Annotated in this window: 19 protein-coding genes; 7 read left to right on the forward strand and 12 right to left on the reverse strand. The window is 69.4% G+C overall.

Annotated elements, in window-relative coordinates:
* Positions 1–96 precede the first annotated feature (96 nt).
* Complete coding sequence (locus ACFC1W_RS08305; RefSeq protein ID WP_375990890.1) at positions 97–663, forward strand: NADPH-dependent FMN reductase; 567 nt, start codon at positions 97–99, stop codon at positions 661–663.
* Here ACFC1W_RS08305 and ACFC1W_RS08310 read toward each other — a convergent pair.
* Positions 641–1375 (reverse strand): hypothetical protein, encoded by a 735-nt coding sequence (locus ACFC1W_RS08310; RefSeq protein ID WP_375990892.1) that lies wholly within the window; start codon positions 1373–1375, stop codon positions 641–643. The two genes, ACFC1W_RS08305 and ACFC1W_RS08310, sit on opposite strands and share 23 nt — an antisense overlap.
* 411 nt (positions 1376–1786) lie before the next feature.
* Here ACFC1W_RS08310 and ACFC1W_RS08315 point away from each other — a divergent pair, with 411 nt between their 5' ends.
* A complete protein-coding gene (locus ACFC1W_RS08315) occupies positions 1787–2587 on the forward strand; it encodes a DUF1206 domain-containing protein (RefSeq protein ID WP_375990895.1) in 801 nt (266 codons plus the stop codon).
* A gap of 21 nt (positions 2588–2608) precedes the next feature.
* Here the strand turns inward: ACFC1W_RS08315 and ACFC1W_RS08320 are convergent, their stop codons facing one another.
* The 3 genes from ACFC1W_RS08320 to ACFC1W_RS08330 all read right to left on the reverse strand — a co-directional run bounded on the left by ACFC1W_RS08320 (position 2609) and on the right by ACFC1W_RS08330 (position 5891).
* Positions 2609–4003, reverse strand: coding sequence for a glutamate decarboxylase (locus ACFC1W_RS08320; RefSeq protein WP_375990898.1), 1395 nt, complete (start codon positions 4001–4003; stop codon positions 2609–2611).
* Positions 4004–4143: 140 nt separating this feature from the next.
* Complete coding sequence (locus tag ACFC1W_RS08325; protein WP_375990901.1) at positions 4144–5523, reverse strand: permease prefix domain 1-containing protein; 1380 nt, start codon at positions 5521–5523, stop codon at positions 4144–4146.
* On the reverse strand, positions 5520–5891 hold the full coding sequence (locus ACFC1W_RS08330) for a PadR family transcriptional regulator (RefSeq protein WP_191764195.1): 372 nt from the start codon (positions 5889–5891) through the stop codon (positions 5520–5522). The genes ACFC1W_RS08325 and ACFC1W_RS08330 overlap by 4 nt, the downstream gene beginning before the upstream one ends.
* 226 nt (positions 5892–6117) lie before the next feature.
* On the opposite strand from ACFC1W_RS08330, the gene ACFC1W_RS08335 reads away from it, so the two are divergent.
* Positions 6118–6624: a gluconokinase gene (locus ACFC1W_RS08335; RefSeq protein WP_375990904.1), complete on the forward strand. Its 507-nt coding sequence runs from the start codon at positions 6118–6120 to the stop codon at positions 6622–6624.
* Between the two features lie 48 nt (positions 6625–6672).
* Complete coding sequence (locus ACFC1W_RS08340; RefSeq protein WP_375990907.1) at positions 6673–6891, forward strand: hypothetical protein; 219 nt, start codon at positions 6673–6675, stop codon at positions 6889–6891.
* A gap of 25 nt (positions 6892–6916) precedes the next feature.
* Here the strand turns inward: ACFC1W_RS08340 and ACFC1W_RS08345 are convergent, their stop codons facing one another.
* A complete protein-coding gene (locus ACFC1W_RS08345; protein ID WP_375990910.1) occupies positions 6917–7258 on the reverse strand; it encodes a DUF2834 domain-containing protein in 342 nt (113 codons plus the stop codon).
* Between the two features lie 159 nt (positions 7259–7417).
* On the opposite strand from ACFC1W_RS08345, the gene ACFC1W_RS08350 reads away from it, so the two are divergent.
* The gene (locus ACFC1W_RS08350; RefSeq protein ID WP_375990913.1) at positions 7418–7900 is read left to right on the forward strand and encodes a GNAT family N-acetyltransferase; all 483 of its coding nucleotides are present in this window, start codon (positions 7418–7420) and stop codon (positions 7898–7900) included.
* Here ACFC1W_RS08350 and ACFC1W_RS08355 read toward each other — a convergent pair.
* The 5 genes from ACFC1W_RS08355 to ACFC1W_RS08375 all read right to left on the reverse strand — a co-directional run bounded on the left by ACFC1W_RS08355 (position 7875) and on the right by ACFC1W_RS08375 (position 14364).
* Entirely contained in the window at positions 7875–9116 is a 1242-nt protein-coding gene (locus tag ACFC1W_RS08355; protein ID WP_375990916.1) for an MFS transporter, read from the reverse strand. The two genes, ACFC1W_RS08350 and ACFC1W_RS08355, sit on opposite strands and share 26 nt — an antisense overlap.
* A 134-nt stretch (positions 9117–9250) precedes the next feature.
* Positions 9251–11188 (reverse strand): glycoside hydrolase family 127 protein, encoded by a 1938-nt coding sequence (locus ACFC1W_RS08360; protein ID WP_375990919.1) that lies wholly within the window; start codon positions 11186–11188, stop codon positions 9251–9253.
* A complete protein-coding gene (locus tag ACFC1W_RS08365; protein ID WP_375991464.1) occupies positions 11185–12015 on the reverse strand; it encodes a carbohydrate ABC transporter permease in 831 nt (276 codons plus the stop codon). The genes ACFC1W_RS08360 and ACFC1W_RS08365 overlap by 4 nt, the downstream gene beginning before the upstream one ends.
* A 67-nt stretch (positions 12016–12082) precedes the next feature.
* Positions 12083–12994, reverse strand: a complete 912-nt coding sequence (locus ACFC1W_RS08370) for a carbohydrate ABC transporter permease (RefSeq protein WP_375990922.1) — start codon at positions 12992–12994, stop codon at positions 12083–12085.
* A gap of 71 nt (positions 12995–13065) precedes the next feature.
* The gene (locus ACFC1W_RS08375) at positions 13066–14364 is read right to left on the reverse strand and encodes an ABC transporter substrate-binding protein (protein WP_375990924.1); all 1299 of its coding nucleotides are present in this window, start codon (positions 14362–14364) and stop codon (positions 13066–13068) included.
* A 174-nt stretch (positions 14365–14538) separates the two neighbouring features.
* Here ACFC1W_RS08375 and ACFC1W_RS08380 point away from each other — a divergent pair, with 174 nt between their 5' ends.
* Complete coding sequence (locus ACFC1W_RS08380; protein WP_241112196.1) at positions 14539–15564, forward strand: LacI family DNA-binding transcriptional regulator; 1026 nt, start codon at positions 14539–14541, stop codon at positions 15562–15564.
* Positions 15565–15699: 135 nt separating this feature from the next.
* Here ACFC1W_RS08380 and ACFC1W_RS08385 read toward each other — a convergent pair whose 3' ends face one another.
* Together ACFC1W_RS08385 and ACFC1W_RS08390 are read right to left on the reverse strand one after the other, a co-directional pair.
* Positions 15700–16263 (reverse strand): DUF1992 domain-containing protein, encoded by a 564-nt coding sequence (locus ACFC1W_RS08385; RefSeq protein ID WP_375990927.1) that lies wholly within the window; start codon positions 16261–16263, stop codon positions 15700–15702.
* A 75-nt stretch (positions 16264–16338) separates the two neighbouring features.
* A complete protein-coding gene (locus ACFC1W_RS08390; RefSeq protein ID WP_375990929.1) occupies positions 16339–17187 on the reverse strand; it encodes an NAD-dependent epimerase/dehydratase family protein in 849 nt (282 codons plus the stop codon).
* 169 nt (positions 17188–17356) lie between these two features.
* Between ACFC1W_RS08390 and ACFC1W_RS08395 the strand changes: the two genes are divergently transcribed.
* Positions 17357–22075, forward strand: coding sequence for a discoidin domain-containing protein (locus ACFC1W_RS08395; protein WP_375990931.1), 4719 nt, complete (start codon positions 17357–17359; stop codon positions 22073–22075).
* Positions 22076–22241: the final 166 nt, after the last annotated feature.

The raw sequence follows: 22241 nt of genomic DNA on the forward strand, positions 1-22241 counted from the left end.
GCGCACACGCGCGCGTTCGCAAGGGGGTGGCGGGCGGGGCCACCCCATCGGAGGCTGGAGACGCACGCGTCAACTGAGCGAAATCGGGAGCCGGACATGTCGTACAAGGTCGGATACTTCGTCGGGAGCCTTTCCTCGACGTCGATCAACAGGATCCTCGCGAAGGCCCTCATGGGCGTCGCTCCGGACGAGCTCGAGTTCACCGAGATCCCCATCCGCGATCTGCCCCTGTACAGCCAGGACTACGACGGGAGCTATCCGCCCGAGGCCGTTGCGCTGAAGCACGCGATCGAGGAGTCGGATGCCGTGCTCTTCGTCACCCCGGAGTACAACCGCTCCATTCCCGGCGCGCTCAAGAACGCGATCGACTGGGCGTCCCGGCCGTGGGGTCAGAACTCCTTCGACCACATCCCCGCCGCCGTCATCGGGGCCTCCGTGGGCGCGATCGGAACCGCGGTCGCTCAGCAGAGCCTGCGCGGCGTGCTGAGCTTCTGCAACGCACGCCAGATGACCGCCCCCGAGGCGTACATCCAGTTCGATCCGGAGGTCTTCGGCGAGGACGGAACGGTGGGCAAGCCCGAGACGGAGGAGTTCCTCCGCAGCTACATGGCCGAGTTCCGCGACCACATCCAGCGCGTGCTCACGGTTCTTCCCCGCCCGTGAGGGGCTCGTCGTCGCGGTCTTCGGTGAACGCGGCGTACACGCCGTAGACGGCGAGACCGGCGAGATGCCACTCCGTGGGCCCCTCCGGGCCCATCTCCACCCTGCGCGCGCGATCGACGAAGGGCGGGTTGATGCGGCGGTGATCGGCCATGCCGTCGATCACCGACATGATGGCCAGCGCGAGGTCGCCCTCGGTGACGCCGTCGCGCATCCGGATGTCGACTGCGGCGTTCAGCTGCGCGTAGAGGGCGGACATCCGATCGACGTAGCGATCCTCGATCTCGCCCAGCAGAGTGCGGATCTCGTCGCCGCCCGGAACCGCATCGCCGCTCGCGAGCGCGGCGGACATCGTCTTGTAGGCGCGCCACGCCACCGAGTTCTCCACGGCGACGATGTTGTGCGCGACGGCGACCCGGACTGCGGCACGCAGGGCGACCTGCTTCTCCTCGGCGGAGCGCGTCTCGCCGGCGGGTGCGCTGAACGCCTGCTGGAGCATCCCGAGGGTCTCCCCGTCGAACCCGGCCTCGAACCCGGGATCCGCCTCGAACAACGCGCGCACCAGGTCAGCGATGAACGCCATGCGGTCGGGCCAGATGCGGAAGACCGTGGAGCGGGGAACCCCCGCAGCCCGAATGAGGTTCTCGAGCTCGATGTTGGCGTAGTCGAGCAGAAGCCCCTCGGACTTCACCCGTTCGACCGCGGCCTCCAGCATGAGGGTCCGCGTCTCGCCTGCTGGCTTCCGCGATCGTGGTTCGGAGTGCGGCACGGTCCGATTATCACCCCGGCGCCCTCCCGATACGAGTGCCGCTTCCCCGGCGCGCCGGTAACGGTGCCGGGTCCCCAGAACCCGGCACCGTCTCGATCCGCAGGGCTGCGCACACCTTCGGCGGAGCGTCGTGCCGAACCCCCCGATTACGGCACCCTGCACACTCTAGGGACTCGGAGTCTCAAGTCCCAAATCACATTTCGGCGTGGCGGATCATGGCCCGGTCATGATGCGAGCGCAGCGCCGAGAGACGTCGTGCTGCACGACCGGGAGGCGCCGCCGCGCCACCGGCGTGAGGCGGGCGCGGCGGTTGTCAAGAGCCCCCGTCGTCGCCGGTCGTCTGGCTACGCTTCCCGCGTGAGCACCACCAAGACCGCAGCCCGCCGGGCGCAGGATTCCACCGCTTTCCGTATCGTCGCGCGCACCGGCTACGTCGTGCTCGGCATCGTCCACATCGTGATCGGCGTGATCGCGATCTCCATCGCCTGGGGCGACGGTGGAGAGGCCGACCAAGGCGGTGCCATGGAGCAGATCCGCAGCACGCCGGCCGGCGTCGCCCTGCTGTGGGCCATCGCGGTCGGCCTCGTCGGACTCGCGGTGTGGCAGATCGCCGAGGCGGCCACGGAGTCCGATCCCGACGCGAAGAAGAAGTGGGCGCATCGGGTCAAGTTCGCGGGGACCGCGCTCGCCTACCTCGCGATCGCCTTCACCGCGGCCGTGTATGCGCTCGGCGGCAGCTCGGACTCGTCGCAGTCGTCGCAGACGTTCAGCGCGCAGCTGATGTCGACGCCGGGGGGAGTGCTCCTCGTCGGATTGGTCGGCGTGATCGTCTTCGCGATCGGAGCCGCGTTCGTCGTGCGCGGTGCCACCCGTGCGTTCACCAAGCACCTGGATCTGCCGAGCGGAGCAGCTCGGAAGGGCATCGTGGGGTTCGGTGTGGTGGGCTATATCGCGAAGGGCATCGCGGTCGCGGTCACCGGGATCCTCTTCGTCGTCGCCGCCTTCACGCACGACCCCGAGAAGGCGGGTGGGATGGATGCTGCGATCCGCACGCTCGCCGGACTCCCGTTCGGGGTGCTGATCCTGTGGGTGGTCGGCGGTGGGCTCGTGCTCTACGGGCTCTACTGCTTCGCACGCGCCCGGTTCGCGCGCATGTGAGCACGCATCCGATGCCGGCGCTCAGTGGTGGAACGTGCCCGCCTCCTCCTCGCTCATCGAGGTGACGATGGGGTGCTTGTCGAAGTGCTCGATCGCCGCGCGGTAGTCGCTCATCAGCAGTGACGCCGCATCGCGGTCGAAGCCCTGACGCACCAGGATGCGCTGCACCGGCAGGTCTTCGCGATTCTTGGGCATCGTGTACGCGGGCACCTGCCAGCCGCGCGTGCGCAGCCGGTCGGCGAGGTCGAACAGGTTGAACGGATGCTCGACGCCGTCCTTGAGCTTCCACGAGACCGCGGGGATCCCCGATGCGGCATCGCCGTCGTTGATGATGTCGAAGTGCCCGAGCTTCGCGATCTCCTCTGCGAGGTACATCGCGGTGTCGTGGCACGACATGTGCACCTTGCGATACCCCTCGCGGCCGAGGCGGACGAAGTTGTAGTACTGCGCCACGATCTGCCCGCCCGGGCGGGAGAAGTTCAGCGCGAACGTGGGCATGTTGCCGCCGAGGTAGTTCACGTTGAAGATGAGGTCCTCGGGCAGGTCCCGCGCGTCGCGCCATACGATCCAGCCGACTCCGAGCGGCGCGAGGCCGAACTTGTGGCCCGAGGTGTTGATCGACTTCACGCGAGGGAGCCGGAAGTCCCACACCAGCTCGGGCACCGTGAACGGCGCGAGGAACCCCCCGCTCGCGCCGTCCACGTGGATCGGGATGTCGAGCCCGGTCTCCTCCTGCAGCGTGTCGAGGGCGTTGCTCACCAGGTGCACGGGCTCGTACTGTCCGGTGAAGGTCACGCCCAGAGTCGGGACGACGCCGATGGTGTTCTCATCGACGCGCGCGAGCACCTCGTCGGCGTTCATGATGAAGCGGTCGCCCTCCATGGGGATCTCGCGCAGCTCGACGTCCCAGTAGCGCGCGAACTTGTGCCAGCACACCTGCACCGGTCCGGTGATGAGGTTCGGCCGGTCGGTGGGCTTGCCGGCCTCGCGTCGCCGGGCGCGCCAGTTCCACAGGAGCGCCATGCCGCCGAGCATCGCCGCCTCGCTCGATCCGGTGGTCGACGTGCCGAGGGTGTTCTGCGCCTCGGGGGAGTTCCACAGATCGGCGAGCATGTGCACGCAGCGCGCCTCGATCTCGGCCGTCTGCGGGTACTCGTCCTTGTCGACCATGTTCTTGTCGAGCGTCTCGGCCATGATCTCCCGCACCTCGGGCTCGAGCCACGTCTGGCAGAAGGTGGCGAGGTTCTGGCGCGAGTTGCCGTCGAGCATCAGCTCGTCGATGACGACCTGGTGGGCGTGACGCGCGAGATGCTCGTTCTGCGGCATCCGGTACTTCGGCAGCGAGACCGACATGTCGGTTGAGGCGAACACCTCGTCGAGCAGGTCGTCTCTGACGTCGTCTTTCCGGTGCAGCATCGCCGTTCCTCCAGTGTCCGTCGCGCATCCCCGCTCCTCGGGCAGGGCGCCGAGGGAAAGGCTTGCGGATGCCGCGGCCAGCGTCAACGGGTCTGCGGGAGCTGCCGTCAAAGGTCACCCGCACCGGGTGACCGCTGAGCTCAGACGTAGCCGAAGGCAGGCGGGAACGCGAGGACGACCACGGCCGACCACGCCAGGTAGACCGGGACGAAGCCGGTCTGCCACCGTTCCAGCCGCTCGAACCGCGTGCGCCCCAGGACGAACCGCAGCTGCAGCCACGCGGCGCCGGCGAGATTCGCGAGCAGGATCAGATTGAGCCCCAGAGACGCCAGCTTGTTCGGGCTCGCGCCGTACTCGGCGATGCGGCCGACCATGGCGATCAGCACGAGCAGGTCGACGAGGATCGCCGCGACGACCATCACGAGCTGGAGACGGTCGAACCACGATGCCGGGGCCAGCGGGTCGCGGGCCGAGAGCGCGTACAGCAGCAGCGCGAGCACCACCACCAGCACCACGTCGAATGTGATCAGCATGTCGCGCTGGCCGAACATCACCAGCCCGTCGTCGGGCTCGACGAGGCTGCCCTGCACCAGGCCGGCCACGAAGAACGCGACGAGAAGCAGTGTGAACAACGGCGTGAACAGCTTCGTCAGCACCGGGGCGATGTTCTCGATCACGCTCTGCTTGGCCTCGACCAGCCACCCGGCGATCACCACCGCGCCCGCGACGCCGCAGGGCACCAGCCAGTCCTCGACGACCTCGGCGGCGTCCAGCCCGATCGCGCCGAACACGCCCATCGTCAGACCGACGAGCACGGCGCCGCCGAGCGCGATGAGCACGAAATAGACGAACCACTCGCCGGTGAAGCGGATGAAGTCCATCCGCGCGCGACTCGAGCGCACCTCGCCGTCCGCGTAGGCGATGCCGATGACGATCCACAGGGCGACGACCGCGTGGATGCTCGCGAGCGCGAGGGTCGCAGCATCCGCCGCGAACGGGTAGAGGTTGAGCACGAGGGCCGCGAGGACGAACGGCGCGGCGACGATCGCGATGGTCGTCGGCGACGACCGGCGACGGATCAGGAAGTAGGCCGCGAGGAACGGGAGGACCAGCACGGAGATGTTGCGGGCGTAGAACTGCGCGCCGTCCTCGAAGTCGATGCCGAACAGAGCCGGAACCTTGATCGCGACCGCGGCTGCCACGGCGAGGCCGAGCGCGAGCGGCAGAGCCCGCGAGCGCGGCGCCGCATCGGGCTCGGCGATGACGAGCTGCTTCCAGAGCCGCTCGGAGTGCTCGCGCGCGAACTCCCGCGAGAGGTCGTTGAGTGCTCCCATGCGCTTGACGGCGACCAGGAACGCTTCGTCGGGAGCGAGACCGGATGCCTCGAGCCGGCCGATCTCGCCGCGCAGGTGGTCTTCGAGCTCGTCGACGTCGCGGCCGGCGATCGCTTCGCGGCGGCCGACGTAGTCGCGCCACGCGGTGATCTGCTGCTCGAGCTGAGGGTCGAGGTCGGCGGTCATGCGGGCGCACCTCCGAGCGTGAACGGGCTGCGGCCGCCGTCGCGGTCGGCCCACACCTTCTGCAGCGCAGTGCTCACCACGCTCCACTGGCGCCGCTGCTCGGCGAACACGGCCGCTCCGGTCGGGCTGAGGCGGTAGTGCTTGCGGGGACGCCCGGTGGGCGACGCGCTCCAGCTGGCCTCGATGTGACCGAGCCGCTCGAGGCGGTGCAGGAGGGGATACAGCATCCCGTCGCTCCACTCCAGCTCGCCGTCGGACAGCTCGCTCACGCGCTGCAGGATCGCGTAGCCGTACGACTCGCCCTCGGCGAGGATGCCGAGGACCATCGGTGTCGCCGCCGCGGCGACGAGATCCTTGCCGATCTTCATGCCCATCTCCCATACCTAGAACAACAAGGTACATAGATGTACAAGGTAACAGCCCTCGGGTGGCGCTTCAACCGCGCCGAAGTGCGCGCGCTGGCCCCTCGACAAGCGCACATCGCCGCGGGTGAATGGAAGTCGCCGTGGTCGATCGGGACGAACGAGCCGCCGGAGCCCTTCGATAGCCTGGACGCGGGACGCGGCATCCGTCCCACCCGTCCGAAGGAGTCGCATGCCGCTCGTGGTCATGGGGGTCTCGGGATCGGGGAAGTCGACCGTCGCCGCAGCCCTTGCAGGCGCACTCGACGGGATCTATCTCGACGCCGACGACTTCCACCCTCCCGCCAACGTCGCCAAGATGACCGCGGGTGTTCCGCTCACCGATGAGGACCGGATGCCGTGGCTCGAGGTCGTGGGCGAGACCGTCGTGGCTCAGACCGCACGCGGTCGGCTCGTGGTCCTGGCGTGCTCGGCGCTGCGGCGGCGATACCGCGACGCGCTCCGCGCGGCTGCCGGAGACCTGTTCTTCGTGCAGCTCGACGGCACGCCCGAACTCCTCGCCGAGCGGCTCGGGGCGCGCGCCGACCACTTCATGCCGCCGGCGCTGCTGCAGTCGCAGCTCGACACGCTGGAGCCGCTCGGTGCCGACGAGCGCGGCGTGATCGTCTCGGTCGATCAGCCCGTCGAGCACATCGTCGCGGTCGTGCGCAAGCGGTGGGCGGCGGGCGGCGGAACCTGACATCCTGAAGCGACCCGGCCGCGGCGCCGGACGGAGCGAGGAGGCCCCATGCCCGGTAAGTACGATCTCGAGAACACGAGCCTGGGACAGCTGCTCGACGACCCGGAGGCTCGCGGCATCATCGTCGAGCTCGTGCCGGAGCTTCCCGATCATCCGATGATCGGCTTCGCGAAGAACATGCCCGCGGCGGCGGTGCTGCAGATGGCGGGCAATCAGCTCTCCGCCGACACGCTCGACCAGCTGAAGACCCGCATCTCCGCGCTCTGATCCCCGTCGCGCGGGGGTCCGCCCCCTACTCCACGGCGTAGGCGAGCTGCGTCTTGCGTCGCTCGCGCATCGCGAGGAACAGCGGGAATGTGAACGCGAAGGCCGTCAGCGCGGCACCCGCGACGTAGAGCCACCCGAAGCGCATCCCGAGGCGCCGTGCCTCGACGATGACGAAGACGCTGCCGGCCAGGGCCACGACGAGAAGGTCGACGGTGATCGACGAGACGGCCGGCCCGCTCGTGACCAGGTCTCCCACGAAGTCGCGGAGCTGGACGATGGCGAGCGCGTTGAAGAACCACGTGCCCACCAGCCCCACCACGGCCAGGCACAGATAGACGAGGGCGAGCGGGGTCCAGTGGCGCGTCATGTGCCGATTCTCCCCCTCCGCCGTGGCAGGGTGTCGTGAGCCGTACCGGATTCAGGAGACACGCCGGCAACGGGCGCCGCGCGCGGCGCGAGGAGCGGCGTGTCTCCTGACGCTGGTGCACGGCCGCCCCACGACGTCTGCGACCCGAACGGAACTCTCATGACCGAAGCCGGCTGGCTGCCCGACGACTTCGCCCATCCGCTGCGCGCCGAGCTCGCCGACGGCGTGCACCTTCGTCCCATCCGGGCGGAGGACGTCGACATCGACATGATCGCCGTGATGTCCAACCAGCCGATGCTGTGGGACATCTACGGCGACGCGTGGGGCTGGCCGCCGGCCACGATGACGCGCGAGGCCGACGAAGAGGACCTCGCCCGCCACGCCGAAGAGATGGAACGCCACGAGTCGTTCAACTACGCCGTGCTCACCGCCGACGAGGACCGCCTGCTGGGCTGCGTCTACATCGACCCGCTCGACGCCCTCGACGGCGAGATCTCGGCCGAGGTGTCGTGGTGGATGATCCCGGATGCTCCGGCAGGCATGGCCGGGCGACTCGATGCGTTCGTACCGGCATGGCTCGAGCGCGAGTGGCCGTTCGGCCGCGTGACCTACCCGTTCAACCCTGGAGCGCCGCGCGCCTGACCCGCGACAGCGGCACGTTCGCGACGCCGGCGGCGAGCACGACGAGGGCTGCGGCAACCGGGGCGAGCAGAGCCGCCGACGCGCCGCTCGCCTCGGCCAGCAGGCCGGTGAGAGCGGATGCCGCGGACTGGCCCACTACGACGGCCGAGCCGAGCATCGTCATGACGGTCGCCGATCGACCGAGCGGGCTGCGCGCGGCGGCGAGGCTGTACTGGGTCACCAGCGTCGGACCGATGCCGATGCCGATGACCAGGAGGCACAGCGTCATCGCGGCGACGCTGGTCGCGAACGGCAGCGCGAGGGTGCCGGCGGTGAGGATGCCGGCGAACACGACCCACCGCGCCGTCAGGGTGAAGCGGGCGGGGAACAGCGCGACGCCGAGCGCCAGGGCGGCCGAACCGATGCCCATGGCGCCGTAGACGAGTCCCGCCTGCTCGGGCACGCCTCGCTCGGCCATGAATGCCGTCAGCGAGGTGAGCATCGCGCCGAAGAACAGGCCCATGCCGAGCGCACCGAGCACCGTCGTGATGAGCGCCGGGCGGGCGAGTTCCCTCGCCGGCGCCTGGACGGGCTTGTCGCCGCCGGCCGAGGCGCCGACCGCCGCGGTGGGGTGGAGGGCGAAGGCGCTCACGAAGACGAGCGCGAGCACCGCCGCGCCGATGACGGGCGCGGCCGGACTCATGGTCGTGGCGAGCAGGCCGACGATCACGGGGCCGAACACGAACACGATCTCGTCGGCGGCGGACTCGTAGGCCATCGTGCCCCCGACGACCGACGCGCGACGGTCCTTCGAGAACGCGCGGCCGATGATGCCGACGAGGCGACTGCGCGAGAGCGGGGCGACCTGGGGCATGGACGCGCCGATGGCGAACGCGACGGCCAGGAGCGCGGCATCCGGAACCGACGCGAACGCGAGCCACGCGATCGCGAGCAGCAGCAGGCTGTTGACGGTGCCGGAGACGAGGAGCACGCGACGCTGCCCGAAGCGGTCGGCCGCCGCGCCGAGGAGCGGGCCGACGAGGGCGGTGCCGAGTCCGGTCATCGCCGAGGTCAGGCCGCCGAGCGCGAGCGAGCCGCGCGCCGAGACGACGAGCGTCAGGATGCCGACGACCATCATGGCGAACGGCAGTCGCGCGATCAGCGCGATGGGGAAGTAGGCGAAGCCCGCTTCGCGCACGAGCGTCGTGCGCCGCGGTGCGGCCAGGGTGGTGTGCATCGAAATCGTCCTGTTTGCGTCCGCCGCGGTTCGCGGCACTCGTGCCGCCTTGGTCCGCGTGGGCCAGGTAGATACACATCCGGGATGGTGCCCCCAGTCTACCCGGGGGCGCCTGGCCGGAGTCTGGACGGGCCTCAGGCGTGCTGCGGGATCCAGACGCGCATGGTCGACGGGCCGCGCTCGGCCCACTCGTGGTACGGCACGAGCGGCACCTCGCTGGTGGCCGCCGCCCCGCCGTCGGCCTGCGGCTCGCCGTACGGCCAGCGTGCGTCGTCCAGCGGCAGCCGCGAGACGGCGATCCACACCCGACCGTCGCGCTCGACCGGCTCGCTGCCGGGCACCATCGCGACGCATGCCACGTCGTCGACGCCTGCGGGGGCGAGGTCCACCGACTCGAGGGCGAGCACCTCGGGACCGCGCTCCACCGCGACGCACCCGCGCACGGCGTCGATGCGGCTGTCCGGGCGCGACACGCGCGGTGCCATCGGAAGGTCGAGCTGCACGACGTCGCCGGCACGGAAGGCGTGCCGGATCTCGATCATGCCGGGGTCGACCGTGCGCTGCTGCACGAAGTCGGTCGTCACGATGCGCAGCGTCGCACCCGGCGCCCACGCGGGCACGCGCAGGCTGAGGGTCCACGGCTCGCTCGCGTCCGACGTGTGGGTGACGACCACCCGGCCATCGGCCGGATACTGCGTGTCGACGTCGAATGACACCACACGGCCGTCGTCGAGTGTGGTCGTGACCGTGGCCGGCGCGTACTGCTGCAGCTGGATGCCGTCGGAGTCGGCCGTGGCGATGTACGAGTCCAGGCTGGCCAGCGTGCGCGCCACGTTCGGCGGGCAGCACGACACCTCGAACCAGGGTGCGCGCAACGACGAGGAAGCGCGCGGCGACGTGCCGTCGGGGTCGGCCAGCACTCCGGGCACCCGCTGGTGCAGCGTGTTGGCGTAGTAGAAAGCGCGGCCGTCCGGCGCGGGCGAGGTGGCGATGACGTTGAAGAGCGTCCGCTCGATCACGTCGGCATGGCGCGGATCGGCCCCTGCCAGCAGCAGGCGCCACGAGAACATGATCGACCCGATGCCCGCGCACGTCTCGGAGTAGGCGCGGTCGGGCGGCAGCTCCCAGTCGTCGCCGAAGGCCTCGTCCTGATGGTGCGACCCCTGACCGCCGGTGATATACGTGCGCCGGGCGATCGTGCGCTCCCACTGCTTGCGGAGGGCCTTGAGCAGCTCGCCGTCCCCGGTGTCGACGGCGACGTCGACGGCGCCCGAGGCGAGGTAGTTCGCGCGCACCGCGTGGCCGCGCAGCACCTTCGCCTCGCGCACCGCGATGTCGTCCTGGAAGTACTTGCGCCCCCACTCGATGTCGCGCAGCGTGCCGCGCCCGTGGCGCTCGACGAAGATGCGCGCCTGCGCCAGGTAGCGGCGATCGCCGGTCACGCGCGACAGCTCGGCGAGTCCGACCTCGATCTCGGCGTGGCCGCAGATCGCGTCGCGACCGTCGGGGCCGAAGGTCGCGCACACCAGGTCGGCGGCGCGGCGGGCGATGCCGAGCAGTCCGTCGTCGGCACCGGGCCGGGTCCGCTCGCGGGCGACGGCCGCCTGGAACAGGTGCCCGAGGCAGTACAGCTCGTGGCCCCACTCGAGGTCGGACCAGCGGGGGCGCTGCCCGGGCCGTCCGAACATCGTGTTGAGGTATCCGTCTTCCTCCTGCGCCGCGGCGACCCGCGCCACCACCGCGCGGAAGCGCTGGTCGAGCTCGTCGTCGTCGGTGCGGCCGATCTCCCACGCGAGGGCCTCGAGGTACTTGTAGATCTCCGAGTCGGAGAACTCGCGGCCCCGGCGTCCTGCGGGCAGCCCGCCCGACACGGCGAGGTCGAAGTTGGGCAGCCAGCCCTCCGACTCCAGTCGCCCGCCGATGTGCTCGAGCGTGTTGCGGCCGTTGACGGCTTGGCGGTCGCCCCAGAAGCCGCCGGTGATCCGGACGTCGCCCAGCCCGAGAGGCCGGAGCCGTCCGCGGCCGGGTACGACGGGCGCCTGGGGCGCCGGGGTGATGGTGTGCATGGTCATCCCTTGAACGCTCCCGACATGAATCCGCGGACGTAGTGCCGCTGCAGGACGAGGAACAGCACGATGCAGGGGAGCGCGAGGACCACGACCCCGGCCTCGGTCGCGCCGTAGTCGATCACGCCCATCACCTGGCCCCGGAGGTTCGCGACGGCGAGCGGCAGCGTCATGCGATTCGTGTCGTTGATGAGGATCAGCGGCGCGATGAAGTCGTTCCAGGCCGTGAGGAAGGCGAACAGCCCGACCGTGATGAGGCCCGGCTTGACCGCCGGCAGCAGTACGCGCCAGAGCGCGGTGAAGCTGTTGCAGCCGTCCACGAGGGCTGCTTCGTCCAGCTCCTTGGGGATGGACTCGAAGGAGATGCGCATCATGAACATCGAGAACGGCAGCTGGAACATGGTGAGCACGAGCGCGACGCCCAGCAGCGAGTTGTTCAGGCCGATGGCGTTGAGGATCACGTACAGCGGGATCAGCAGGGTCGCGTACGGAACCATCAGGATCGCCAGCACGAGCAGGAACAGCAGGTTCTTGCCGGGGAACTGGAACCGCGCGAACGCATACCCCCCGAGGAACGAGATGATCAGGGTGAGCAGGACCGTGGTGAGTGAGACGAACAGCGAGTTGCCGAGGTACACCCAGACTCCCGCCTGGAAGTCGGCCAGCGACACGTAGTTTCCGAAGCCCCACCCGTCGGTCTGCGCCGAGCCCGCCTGCGGGCTGAACGACGAGATGGTCGTCCACACCAGCGGGTAGAGGAAGATGATCGCGAGCGCCCCGGTGAAGACGGCATAGGGGATGCCCCACACGAGGCGCGTCTTCCGTCGCGTCATCCGGGGTGTGCCCTTCAGCCGCGGCGCGACGATGGTGCGGGTCGAGGTCGTGTCGGTGAGGGTCACGTCACTCCTCCTCGGGTCGGTTGAACGCGCGCAGCTGCACGACGTTGATGACGATCAGGGCCAGCAGCACGATCACCGAGAGCGCCGCGGCGATCCCGAGGTTGTTCTGGCCCTGGAAGGCGATGTTGTAGATCAGCTGGACGATCGTCATGGTGCTGTTGTCCGGCCCGCCCTTGGTGAGGATGTAGAACTGGTCGAACGCCAGGAGCGAACCGGTCACGCAGAGCACGATCGTCAGCGCGAACGTGGGGCGCAGCAGCGGCACCGTGATGTGCCGGAAGGTCTGCCAGCGTGACGCGCCGTCGATGCGCGCCGCCTCGAACACGTCATCGGGGATGCCCTGCAGCCCGACGAGCATGAGCAGCATGTAGAAGCCGGCGTACCGCCACACGATGAGGAACACGGTCGACCACAGTGCGCCCTCCGGCGTGCCGAGGAACGTGAAGCCCCACGTCTGCATGAGATCGGCGAACGGGCCCGCGAACGGCGAGTAGAGCACGTAGAAGAGGAGGGATGCCGAGGCGAGACCGAGAGCGCTGGGGATGAGGAACGACGTCCGAAGGAACCCCTTCCAGGCGTTCGACTCCTGAACGAGGAGGGCGAGGCCGAGGCCCAGCCCGATGAGGAGCACCGTCGTGATGAGCGTGTACTGGAGTGTGAAGCGGATCGAGTCCCAGAAGAGACGGTGGTCCACCGCGTCGACGTAGTTCTCGGGGAAGTTCCAGCCGAGGTTGCCGCGCAGCAGCGGCCAGTCCGATCCCGACATCTGCAGCACGAGCAGGAGGGGGATCACGAACAGCGCCACGACGAAGAGGGCTGTGGGCGCCGCGTAGAGCCAGCCCTGGACAGGGCCGCCCAGCGGGCTCCGTGGCCGCGCGCGGCGGAGAGTACGTGCGGTGGTGGTGAAGGCCACGACATCGCTCCTTGGGGGAAAGGAGCCGGCGGGGTGCGCTGCCGGTCAGCGCACCCCGCCGGCGAGTGGGGTTACTGGCTGAGGATCGCGGTGATTTCGTCGTTGTCGGCGTCGACGGTCTCGCCGTCGCCGAGGACGGCGTTGCGCACCAGCGTGATCCACGGGCTGCCCGGCGCGTTGTAGGCCTGCTGGAAGTTCAGCGCGACCGGGGTGTCGCCCATCGCGGCGACCTCGTTGATCGTCACGAGACGCGGGTCTTCCGCTGCGTACTCGTTGTCGGCGAGGTCGGAGCGGGAGACCGCGTTGCCGGCCTTCGCCAGCACCTGGACCTGGGTCTCCTCCGACATCATCCAGGAGAGGAAGTTCCACGCCTGGGCCGACAGCTTCGAGTCCTTCGAGATGCCGATGCCGTCGCCGCCGACGAACGTCGACTCGCCGCCGTCGACACCCGGGATGCCCGCGACGCCCGCGTCGAAGTCGAGGGCCGGGAGCAGCGTGGCGGGGTACGGCATGACGCCGACCTTGCCCTCCTGGAAGCCGGCGACCCACGTGGCGCCGGTCTCGTCGGCCGATCCGGGTGCGACCGCGCCGTACGACTCGAGGTCCTGCCAGGTCGAGTAGACCTCCTTGGCCGTGTCGCTGGCGAGCAGCGCCTCGGTGCCGTCGTCGTTCATGACCTCGTCACCCGATGCCCAGATCGACGGGAACCACGTGAAGACGAGGCATCCGCCGCAGTTCAGACCGGTCGAGGTGCCCGACACGCCGTCCTTTCCGAGGTCCTGGACCGCCTTGGCGGCGTCGGCGAACTCCGCGAGGGAGGCGGGGGCCTTCTCGGGGTCGAGGCCCGCCTCGGCGAACAGCTCCTTGTTCCACATGAGCATCGACAGGTCGAGCACGAACGGCAGCACGTGCTCGGCGCCTTCGTAGGTGCCGGCGCTCAGGTGGCCCTGGTTGATGGTGTCCTTGTAGTCGAGGCCGTCGATCTGCTCGGTGATGTCGGCGAACAGGCCCTGCTGCACCCAGTTGGGCACGTACACGATGTCGGCGGCGAACAGGTCGGGCAGTCCGCCCGAGCCGGCGGCCGCGCCGACCTTCGCGACGTAGTCGTCGTTGGGCACCACGGTCAGCTCGACCTGGTTCTCGTGCGAGGCGTTGTAGGCGTCGACGAGCAGGTTCGCCTGTGCTTCCATCGGAGCACGCGTCCACAGCGTCAGCGTCGAGCCGTCATCCACGCCCTCGGCGGGGATCGACTCAGCGGGAGTGGGGGTGTCGTTGCCGCCGGCGCAAGCGGTGAGACCTCCGACGAGGGCTCCCGCAGCGACGAAGGCCGTGGCTGCACGCAGTGCGGCACGGCGTCGGGTGGTGAACATGCAACTGTCTCCTTTAGCTCTTCCTCGAGCGGATGACGCCGATCCAGGCCGGCACCGCTGCGTTGGTGGGGAGTGAGAATCGAAATCTACGAAATCCCTTTCGGCACGCTATCGTGTGTTCTGTCGGAGGGTCAAGTACCCCCTCCGATAACCTTTCCGCAGAAGGAGGTCGACGTGACAACGAGTGACACCGGGTCGCGCGCCGCGACCCTCAGCGACGTGGCCAAGCGTGCGGGAGTCTCCGTCGCAACGGCCTCGAAAGCGCTGAACAACCGTGACGATGTCGCCGTCGCCACGCGGCAGCGTGTGCTGCGCGCGGCCGACGAACTCGCCTTCACCCCGAACGCCATGGCCAAGGGCCTCCTCGCAGGACGCACCGGCACCGTCGGCCTCCTCACGAGCGACCTCGAAGGCCGCTTCATGATCCCGATCCTGATGGGTGCCGAAGACGCTTTCGGTGCGGGGCAGATCAACGTCTTCCTCTGCGACGCCCGCGGTGACGCGATCCGCGAGCAGCACCACCTGAAGGCTCTGCTCAGTCGCCGGGTCGACGGGATCATCGTCGTCGGCCGGCAGACCGACCCTCGGCCGTCGCTCGGTCAGGAACTGCCGGTTCCCGTCGTCTACGCCTACGCGCCGTCCGACGATCCGCGCGATCTCTCCCTCACTCCCGACAACTACTCCGGCGGGAGGCTCGCCGTCGAGCACCTCCTCGCGTGCGGTCGCACCCGCATCGCCCACATCACGGGCGACCCCGCCTACGCCGCCGCACAGGACCGGCTGGCCGGCGCTCGAGCAGGACTCGAGGCCGCCGGGCTGTCGCTCGTGGGCGAGCCGATGTTCTCGGAGTGGACCGAGCACTGGGGGAGGGATGCCGCGGCCATGCTGCTCGAGCGTCACCCCGACGTCGACGCGATCTTCTGCGGTTCGGACCAGATCGCGCGCGGCGTGCTCGACACGGCGCGCGACCTCGGCCGCCGGGTGCCGGACGACCTCGCCGTCATCGGCTACGACAACTGGGAGGTGCTGTCGACGAACTCGCGCCCCGAGCTCACCAGCATCGACGCGAACCTGCAGATGCTCGGACGTCAGGCGGCGCAGCGCGTGTTCGACGCGATCGACGGCGTCGACATCGGCAGCGGCGAGCATCACTCGCCGGTGCGCCTGGTCATCCGCGGCTCGACCATCCCGCGCCGCTGAGCGCCGCGGCGCTGCAGCCCCCGGCGCACAGAATCGGAGACTTCGGCCGACACGCCGGTGGGCGCGGACGCCGAACGGCGTGTCGCCGAGGATCTCCGACGTCGCGTCGCCGAAACGGATGGGCGCAGGGCCGCGTCAGCGGTCCCTCCGGCGCCAGAGACGCCGGCGTGTCCCGGGCGGCGGGGCCGCAGCATCCGTCTCCTCCGCCCTCGTCTCGCGTCGCGCCCTCCACGCCGCCACTTCATCGTCGACCTCTCGCGTCGAGGTCACCACCGGCGGGCCGCCGAGCAGCTGCCGCCGCGCCTCGATGACACGGCGGTTGAAGTCCTCGACCGCATCGCGCACCTCGGCCTCGCTCCGCAGCAGGTCGAGGCGCTCCGCGAGTTCGGCGTCCTCCACACGCAGCATGAGCGCGGGCGGTCCCAGCCCGCTGAGCTGCTCGGACTCGATCTTGCGGCGGATCCACCAATCCGGGTCGTGGTTCTCGCCCAGCCCGGGGATCGGCTTGCCCGCGCCGGGGAGGTCGTCGAAGTCGCCCCGGCGGATCGCCTGCTGCAGCGCGGTCTCGACGTAGGCGGCCCGATCGACGGCGCGCGCTGCGGACGCGCGCTCCTCGTCGGGGTGGGCGGCGGCGTCCGCGTCCTCCGACTGTCGCTCCTGGCGGTAGCGGGCGGCGGCCACCCGGGGATCTTCGGTCATCGCGCGCCTCCGGGTCTCCTTTCGAGCCTACGACGGCACGGAAGCGGACGGGGGAGAGGGCCCGGGGTCGCGACGTCAGCCGACGTGGTCGCGCCAGGAGTGCCGCGGCTCGTAGCCGAGCAGGCGCCGGGCCTTCGCGATCGACAGGAGGGTGTCGTGCTCGCCCACGTCGCCGGTCACCTCGACGCCCGGGAAGACCTCGGCGACGAGCTCGGCATTGGACCGGGACATGACCGTGTCGGCGGCCGCGACGATGAACTGGTCGAACCCGGCCGGAGCGACCTCGAGCGCGCGCTGCACCGCCTGCGCGCCGTCCCGCGCGTCGATGTAGCCCCACAGGTTCCACTTGCGCAGGAGCGCGTCGGAGTCGAACGAGGGGAACTCGGCGTAGTCCTCGGGCACCATCACGTTCGAGAAGCGCAGCGCGGTGATCGAGAGGTCGGGATGCCACCGGACGAGCTCCACCGCGAGCTGCTCCTCGAGCGTCTTGACGAGCGAGTACACGGACTGGGGACGCGGCGGGTACGCCTCGTCGACCGGGATGTAGGGCGGCGGAACGTCGAAGGGGAGCCCCTGGACGGTCTCGCTGGATGCGTAGACGATGCGACGGATGCCGAGGCGCACGGCCGCCCAGAACACGTTGAACGTCGCCGTCATGTTGTTGTGGAAGGTGGCGATGTCGGAGCGGATGCCGGGGGCGGGGATGGCGCCGAGGTGGACCACGGCGTCGATGCCGTCGTGGCGGTCGCCCACGCCGCCGAATGCGTCGATCACCTGGCCGTAGTCGGTGAGGTCGACCTGGACGAACGACGGACCGCGCGTACCGACGAGATCCATGCCGATGACGTCGTATCCGGCTTCGCGGAGTTCGCGGGCGACGACGGTTCCGAGCTTGCCGGTCGAGCCGGTGAGAGCGATGCGCATGCGTCCAGCATTGCAGTCCTCGCGACCGTCCGGCTCGTTTCGAAATCATCGAAAAGGATTGCGGAATCGCACCACGGCTGATTTACTGTGGCCCGACTCGCGGAAACGCGGCATCCCGTCCTGGTGCGACCTGCCGAGTCACCTGGTTCCCCAATGGAGAGGATGGGCGATGTCGCCTGTGAACTGGAGAAGATCCGTAGCCGGAGCGGCGATATGCGCCCTCACGGTCACCACGATGGCGCTGGCGCCGACGGCCGCTTCGGCAGACGTCATCCCCGGCAACGAGTCCGACATCGGGGTGTACACGAACGGGCAGACCGACTCGATGGACATCGGCGACCCGACGTATCTGAACGTCGACGAGGTCGCGCAGAAGCTGGCTCCGGGCGTCGACTGGACGGCCGGCAGCATGCACGGCCGCATCTTCGACAAGGACCTCGCCGCCGGAGGTGCCGACTACTACCTGGACCGCGTCCTCGGGGTGTCGGGCACGACGAACAACACCGTGCTGCAGACGCGCGGCCGCTCGCTGTACATGCGCGGCGGCAGCAACTGGGGCGTCATGGGCTTCGCGGGTTCGGCGTTCGCCGGCGGCCCGAACAACCTCGGCAACTTCTACACCGTCGCCGTTCCCGGCCAGACGGTCGCCGAGGTCGGCGCCCAGCGGTTCAACGCGCCGAGCCATGCGAAGTCGCGCTACACGATCGGCTCCACGGGTGTGGTCGCCGACCAGCGGAAGTTCATCACGCACGAGAACGCGGCCGTCACGGTCATCACGTTCTCGAACCCGGGCGCCGAGGCCCGGACGTTCACCGTCCGCGCGGCTTCGCCGCTGGCGACCGGCGCGGGCGACGCAGCCGACGAGCTCGTCGGCACGCGCACGCTCACGAGCGGCGCGAACAACGGTCTGGTCGACACGCCCTGGTCCACCGTGCGGATCGGGCTGAAGGCAGACGGCTTCACACGCGCGGGGGCGAACCTCGACCGCGAGATCACCGTCCCTGCGGGCGGCTCGGTCGACATCTCGGTCGTCGGCGCCCTCTACAGCGACGGCATGCCCGCCGGCCGCGAAGAGCTCGAGGATTACGCGGACCTCGCGCCCGCCGAGGCCTTCACGACCGGTGTGACGGAGTTCAACCGGCGCTGGGCAGAGGACATCCCCTACATCGACGTCCCCAGCGACGCGATCGAGAAGGCCATCGTCTACCGCTGGTGGGGCGAGCGCTACAACGTGCTCGACACCAACGAGGCGGGCTACGTGTACCAGTACCCCACCACCATCGAGGGTGTGAACCTGTACCAGAACTCGGTCGTGCTGACGCAGCCGATGCACCTGCAGGACACCAAGTGGATCCGCACGCCGTACCTCCCGTACGGCCAGATCCTCAACGTCGGCGAACTCTCGGGCTCGTCGGCGTTCCTGGACAGCCCCGGGCACACGAGCTGGAACAACCACTACTCGCAGTACATCGGCACGGCGGGACTCGAGGCCTACAACGTGCACGGCGGCGGCGCCGATGTGGCCGAGCGGTTCGCCCGCTACTTCGAGGGCGACGGCGTGGGCCAGCTCGAGCACTACGACGGCAACGACGATCTGCTCATCGCCTACGACACGAACTACATGCCCGGCAACGACTCCGATGCGATCACGTTCGGCTACCCGCGGGTGAACGCCTCCGCGCCCGGTGCCCGCACGATCGAGCGCCCCGAGTCCGCCTATGTGTGGGGTGCGTTCGACGCAGCGCGTCAGCTCTACGACATCGCCGGCGCCGACGAGGAGAAGGTCACCGAGATGGGCGACACCGCGGACGACATCCGCGACGCCATCCTCGGACGGCTGTGGAGCACCGAGATGCGGTCGTTCCTCGCGGGCACGTCGCACGGGGCGCAGTCGGCTCCCTCCTCGGGCAGCGGTACCAATCCGCTGTCGGAGGCGGAGCGCGATCTGATCCCGGCGAAGGAGTCGAACCTGTTCGACATCTACGCCGAGGGCCTGATCCCGACCGAGGACGCCGAGACCTACGTCGACGGCCTGCGGTTCCTCCGCTACGGCGACAACTTCCCGATCTTCCCCTTCTACACGGCGAACCAGTACGACCGCGCCAAGTTCGGGATCGGCGGGTCGAACAACTTCTCGAACATCAACTTCACGGTGCAGTACCGGGCCGTGCGAGAGGCGCTGCGCCACTACGACCCGGAGGGCAAGTACATCACCCCCGAGTACGCTGCCCGGCTGCTCGACTGGATGGCGTGGAGCATCTACCCCGGCGGCGATGCGCGGGTGGCCAACCAGGCGGAGTACTACTCCAACTGGAACGCGACGGCGAAGACGTACAACCGCAACAACCCCAACCACGTGATGCTCGGCAACATGAACTACATCTACGTCGAGGACATGGGCGGCATCCAGCCGCGGTCCGACGACAAGGTGGAGCTCTGGCCGATCGATTTGGGCTACGACCACTTCATGGTCAACAACCTGCGGTACCACGGGCACGACCTGACGATCGTGTGGGACGAGGACGGCTCGCACTACGGTCTGGGGGAGGGCTACAGCCTGTTCATCGACGGCGAGCGCAAGGCTGCCGCTGATGGTCTCGGCCGATTCGTCTACGACCCCGCCTCCCACGAGGTCGTGGAGTCCGACGAGGGGCTCACTGTCGAGGTCGTCTCCGACGAGGGCGCCGACCTGCCGACCGCCGCCGGGACGCCCATCGAGGACGAGCGTGTCGTCGAGTACCTCAAGACGGCCGGCATCGACCTCGAGGAGGACGCCGCCAACCTCGCCGCCGGCGCGACGCTGTCGTCGTCGTTCACGCAGACGGGGCCGCGCCCGACGCCGTGGCGCAACTTCCACACGCCGGGTTACTCGACGAGCTCGATGAACTACACGCCGGGCGCGATCAGCGAGACCGAGCGGCCCGTGTCGCTCGACGCGGTGTCGGACGGTCTCACCACCAACGAGCCCTACTGGGGCAACTACGGCACGACGGACGCGAACGGCTACGTGGAGCTCGACTTCGGAGCGCCGAAGCAGTTCGACAACGTCAAGGTCTGGTTCGTGAGCGACCGGCAGGCGGGCGGCTACAGCCAGCCGCAGCGGTACTCGGTCCAGGTGCAGAACGGATCGGGCGAGTGGGAGACCATCCCCGACACGTTCAAGGCGCCCAAGATCGTGCAGCCGAAGTTCAACGAGGCGCTGTTCGAGCCGGTGACGGCCAGCAAGGTGCGGGTCGCGTTCGTCAACACCCCCACGAAGTTCACCGCGATCTCCGAGATCCAGGTCTTCGACTCCGGGCGCGATGTGCCCGCGGTGGTCAACGACGCCCCCGTCGTCTCGGCCGCAGCGGACCGCTCGCGCGACGGAAACCTGTCGACGACCCTCACCGGCACCGCGACGGATGACGGCATACCCGAGGACGGCACGCTGACGGTCGGATGGTCGACCGTCTCGGCGCCTGCCGGGGCGGGGGTCATCTTCAGCAGCCCGGCGAGCCTCACCACGACCGTCACGGGAACCGAGGCAGGCGTCTACGTCTTCCGCCTCACCGCCACGGACGGCCAGCTCACGACGCAGCGCGACGTGGAGGTCGAGCTGCGCGAGAAGGCCACGTCGGCCGAGTTCGGCGCGGTGGCGACCATCACCACCAGCGGCACCTCCTCGTGGGAGAACCACCTGCGCGTGAACGAGGCCACGACTCCGGCGAGCTCCTCGCCCGGTGCGGGCAACGGGTGGGGCAACTGGGGTCAGCCGCTGAACGGCACCTCGCCGGCGACCGCGGCGTGGATCCGCTATCAGTGGCCGTCCGCGGTCCGTCTGCAGTCGACCGAGATCTACTGGTACGACGACAACGGCGGAACACGGATGCCGCGTCCCGACACGTACGTGCTCGAGCACTCGAACGACGGCACCACGTGGACGCCGGTCACCCTGACCGGGTCGTCGACCTACGCCGGCGCGCTCACGCGCAACGCCTACAACCGACTCGACTTCGAGCCGATCGAGGCGAGCCAGCTGCGCATCCGGATCACGGGCGTGCAGGGCTCCGGCGCCGGCACGGGCGTGCTGCGGTGGCGGGTGAACGGCGAGACCGTCTCGTCGGTCGGCGCGCCCGTCATCATCCGCACGGTGGTCGGCGAGATCCCCGAGCTGCCCGAGCAGCTGGATGTGGTCTACGCGAGCGGCCACCGTGGGTCGGTGCCGTTCACGTGGCAGCCGATCACGGCCGAGCAGGTGGCCGAGACCAACGTGGAGCCGTTCGTCGTGTACGGCACGAACAGTGCCAACGGGCTGATCGCCCAGGCGCAGATCTACGTGCGGCCCGAGAACTCGCAGGGCGGCATCTCGATCCAGGGTGCGCAGCAGTTCGAGCAGACCGTCGAGGTCGGCGAGCTGCCCGTGCTCCCGGAGCGGGTCGAGGTGTCGTACAACGACGGCTCTCGCGACAACCGTGCGATCGGGGTCGAGTGGGACTTCGACGAGTCGGTGGTCGAGCGGCCGGGCGTGTACACGATCCGAGGTGACCTCGTGCTCCCGTCGTACGTGAGCACCGCGGGCACCACGTCGACCACGCTCACCCTCACCGTGGGTGACGGGATCCCGACCGGACCGGCCATCACCGCGACGGCGACGACGCGATGCATCGCCGGCAAGATCAGTCTGGTGGTCACCGCCACCAACGCCGACGATGAGCCGCTCACGCTCGCACTGACCTCGGCGTACGGAACCAAGAAGGGCGTCACGGTGCAGCCCGGCAAGTCGGTGAGCCAGGCGTTCACCACCCGCGCCATCGGCATCGCGGCAGGCGAGACGCAGGTCACGGCCACGACGGCGGGCGGCGACACCGCCACCGTGGAGGCGGCCTACCCGGCAGCATCCTGCGGCTGACGCGACACCCCGGAGGCGGCGTCGCTCGCGACGTCGCCTCCGGGCGTGCGCACCGGACGTGCGCACCCCCGCGCGGGTCGGCAGACCTGCCTCGACTCCCCATTGTTCTCGCTAACTGTTAGCGCTATCGTCAAACGTGATGCCACCGAAAGGCTTTTCGCATCAC

Source organism: Microbacterium sp. NPDC056003, from assembly GCF_042274785.1.
Lineage (GTDB): Bacteria > Actinomycetota > Actinomycetes > Actinomycetales > Microbacteriaceae > Microbacterium.

Excerpts from the sequence above, each read along its gene's own strand:
- ACFC1W_RS08330 (WP_191764195.1), bottom strand. The coding sequence starts at position 5,891 with ATGAAGATCGGCAAGGATCTCGTCGCCGCGGCGGCGACACCGATGGTC.
- ACFC1W_RS08325 (WP_375990901.1), bottom strand. The coding sequence starts at position 5,523 with ATGACCGCCGACCTCGACCCTCAGCTCGAGCAGCAGATCACCGCGTGG.
- ACFC1W_RS08355 (WP_375990916.1), bottom strand. The coding sequence starts at position 9,116 with ATGCACACCACCCTGGCCGCACCGCGGCGCACGACGCTCGTGCGCGAA.
- ACFC1W_RS08345 (WP_375990910.1), bottom strand. The coding sequence starts at position 7,258 with ATGACGCGCCACTGGACCCCGCTCGCCCTCGTCTATCTGTGCCTGGCC.
- ACFC1W_RS08305 (WP_375990890.1), top strand. The coding sequence starts at position 97 with ATGTCGTACAAGGTCGGATACTTCGTCGGGAGCCTTTCCTCGACGTCG.
- ACFC1W_RS08375 (WP_375990924.1), bottom strand. The coding sequence starts at position 14,364 with ATGTTCACCACCCGACGCCGTGCCGCACTGCGTGCAGCCACGGCCTTC.
- ACFC1W_RS08385 (WP_375990927.1), bottom strand. The coding sequence starts at position 16,263 with ATGACCGAAGATCCCCGGGTGGCCGCCGCCCGCTACCGCCAGGAGCGA.
- ACFC1W_RS08320 (WP_375990898.1), bottom strand. The coding sequence starts at position 4,003 with ATGCTGCACCGGAAAGACGACGTCAGAGACGACCTGCTCGACGAGGTG.
- ACFC1W_RS08395 (WP_375990931.1), top strand. The coding sequence starts at position 17,357 with ATGTCGCCTGTGAACTGGAGAAGATCCGTAGCCGGAGCGGCGATATGC.
- ACFC1W_RS08365 (WP_375991464.1), bottom strand. The coding sequence starts at position 12,015 with ATGACGCGACGGAAGACGCGCCTCGTGTGGGGCATCCCCTATGCCGTC.
- ACFC1W_RS08335 (WP_375990904.1), top strand. The coding sequence starts at position 6,118 with ATGCCGCTCGTGGTCATGGGGGTCTCGGGATCGGGGAAGTCGACCGTC.
- ACFC1W_RS08360 (WP_375990919.1), bottom strand. The coding sequence starts at position 11,188 with ATGACCATGCACACCATCACCCCGGCGCCCCAGGCGCCCGTCGTACCC.
- ACFC1W_RS08350 (WP_375990913.1), top strand. The coding sequence starts at position 7,418 with ATGACCGAAGCCGGCTGGCTGCCCGACGACTTCGCCCATCCGCTGCGC.
- ACFC1W_RS08340 (WP_375990907.1), top strand. The coding sequence starts at position 6,673 with ATGCCCGGTAAGTACGATCTCGAGAACACGAGCCTGGGACAGCTGCTC.
- ACFC1W_RS08390 (WP_375990929.1), bottom strand. The coding sequence starts at position 17,187 with ATGCGCATCGCTCTCACCGGCTCGACCGGCAAGCTCGGAACCGTCGTC.
- ACFC1W_RS08310 (WP_375990892.1), bottom strand. The coding sequence starts at position 1,375 with ATGCTGGAGGCCGCGGTCGAACGGGTGAAGTCCGAGGGGCTTCTGCTC.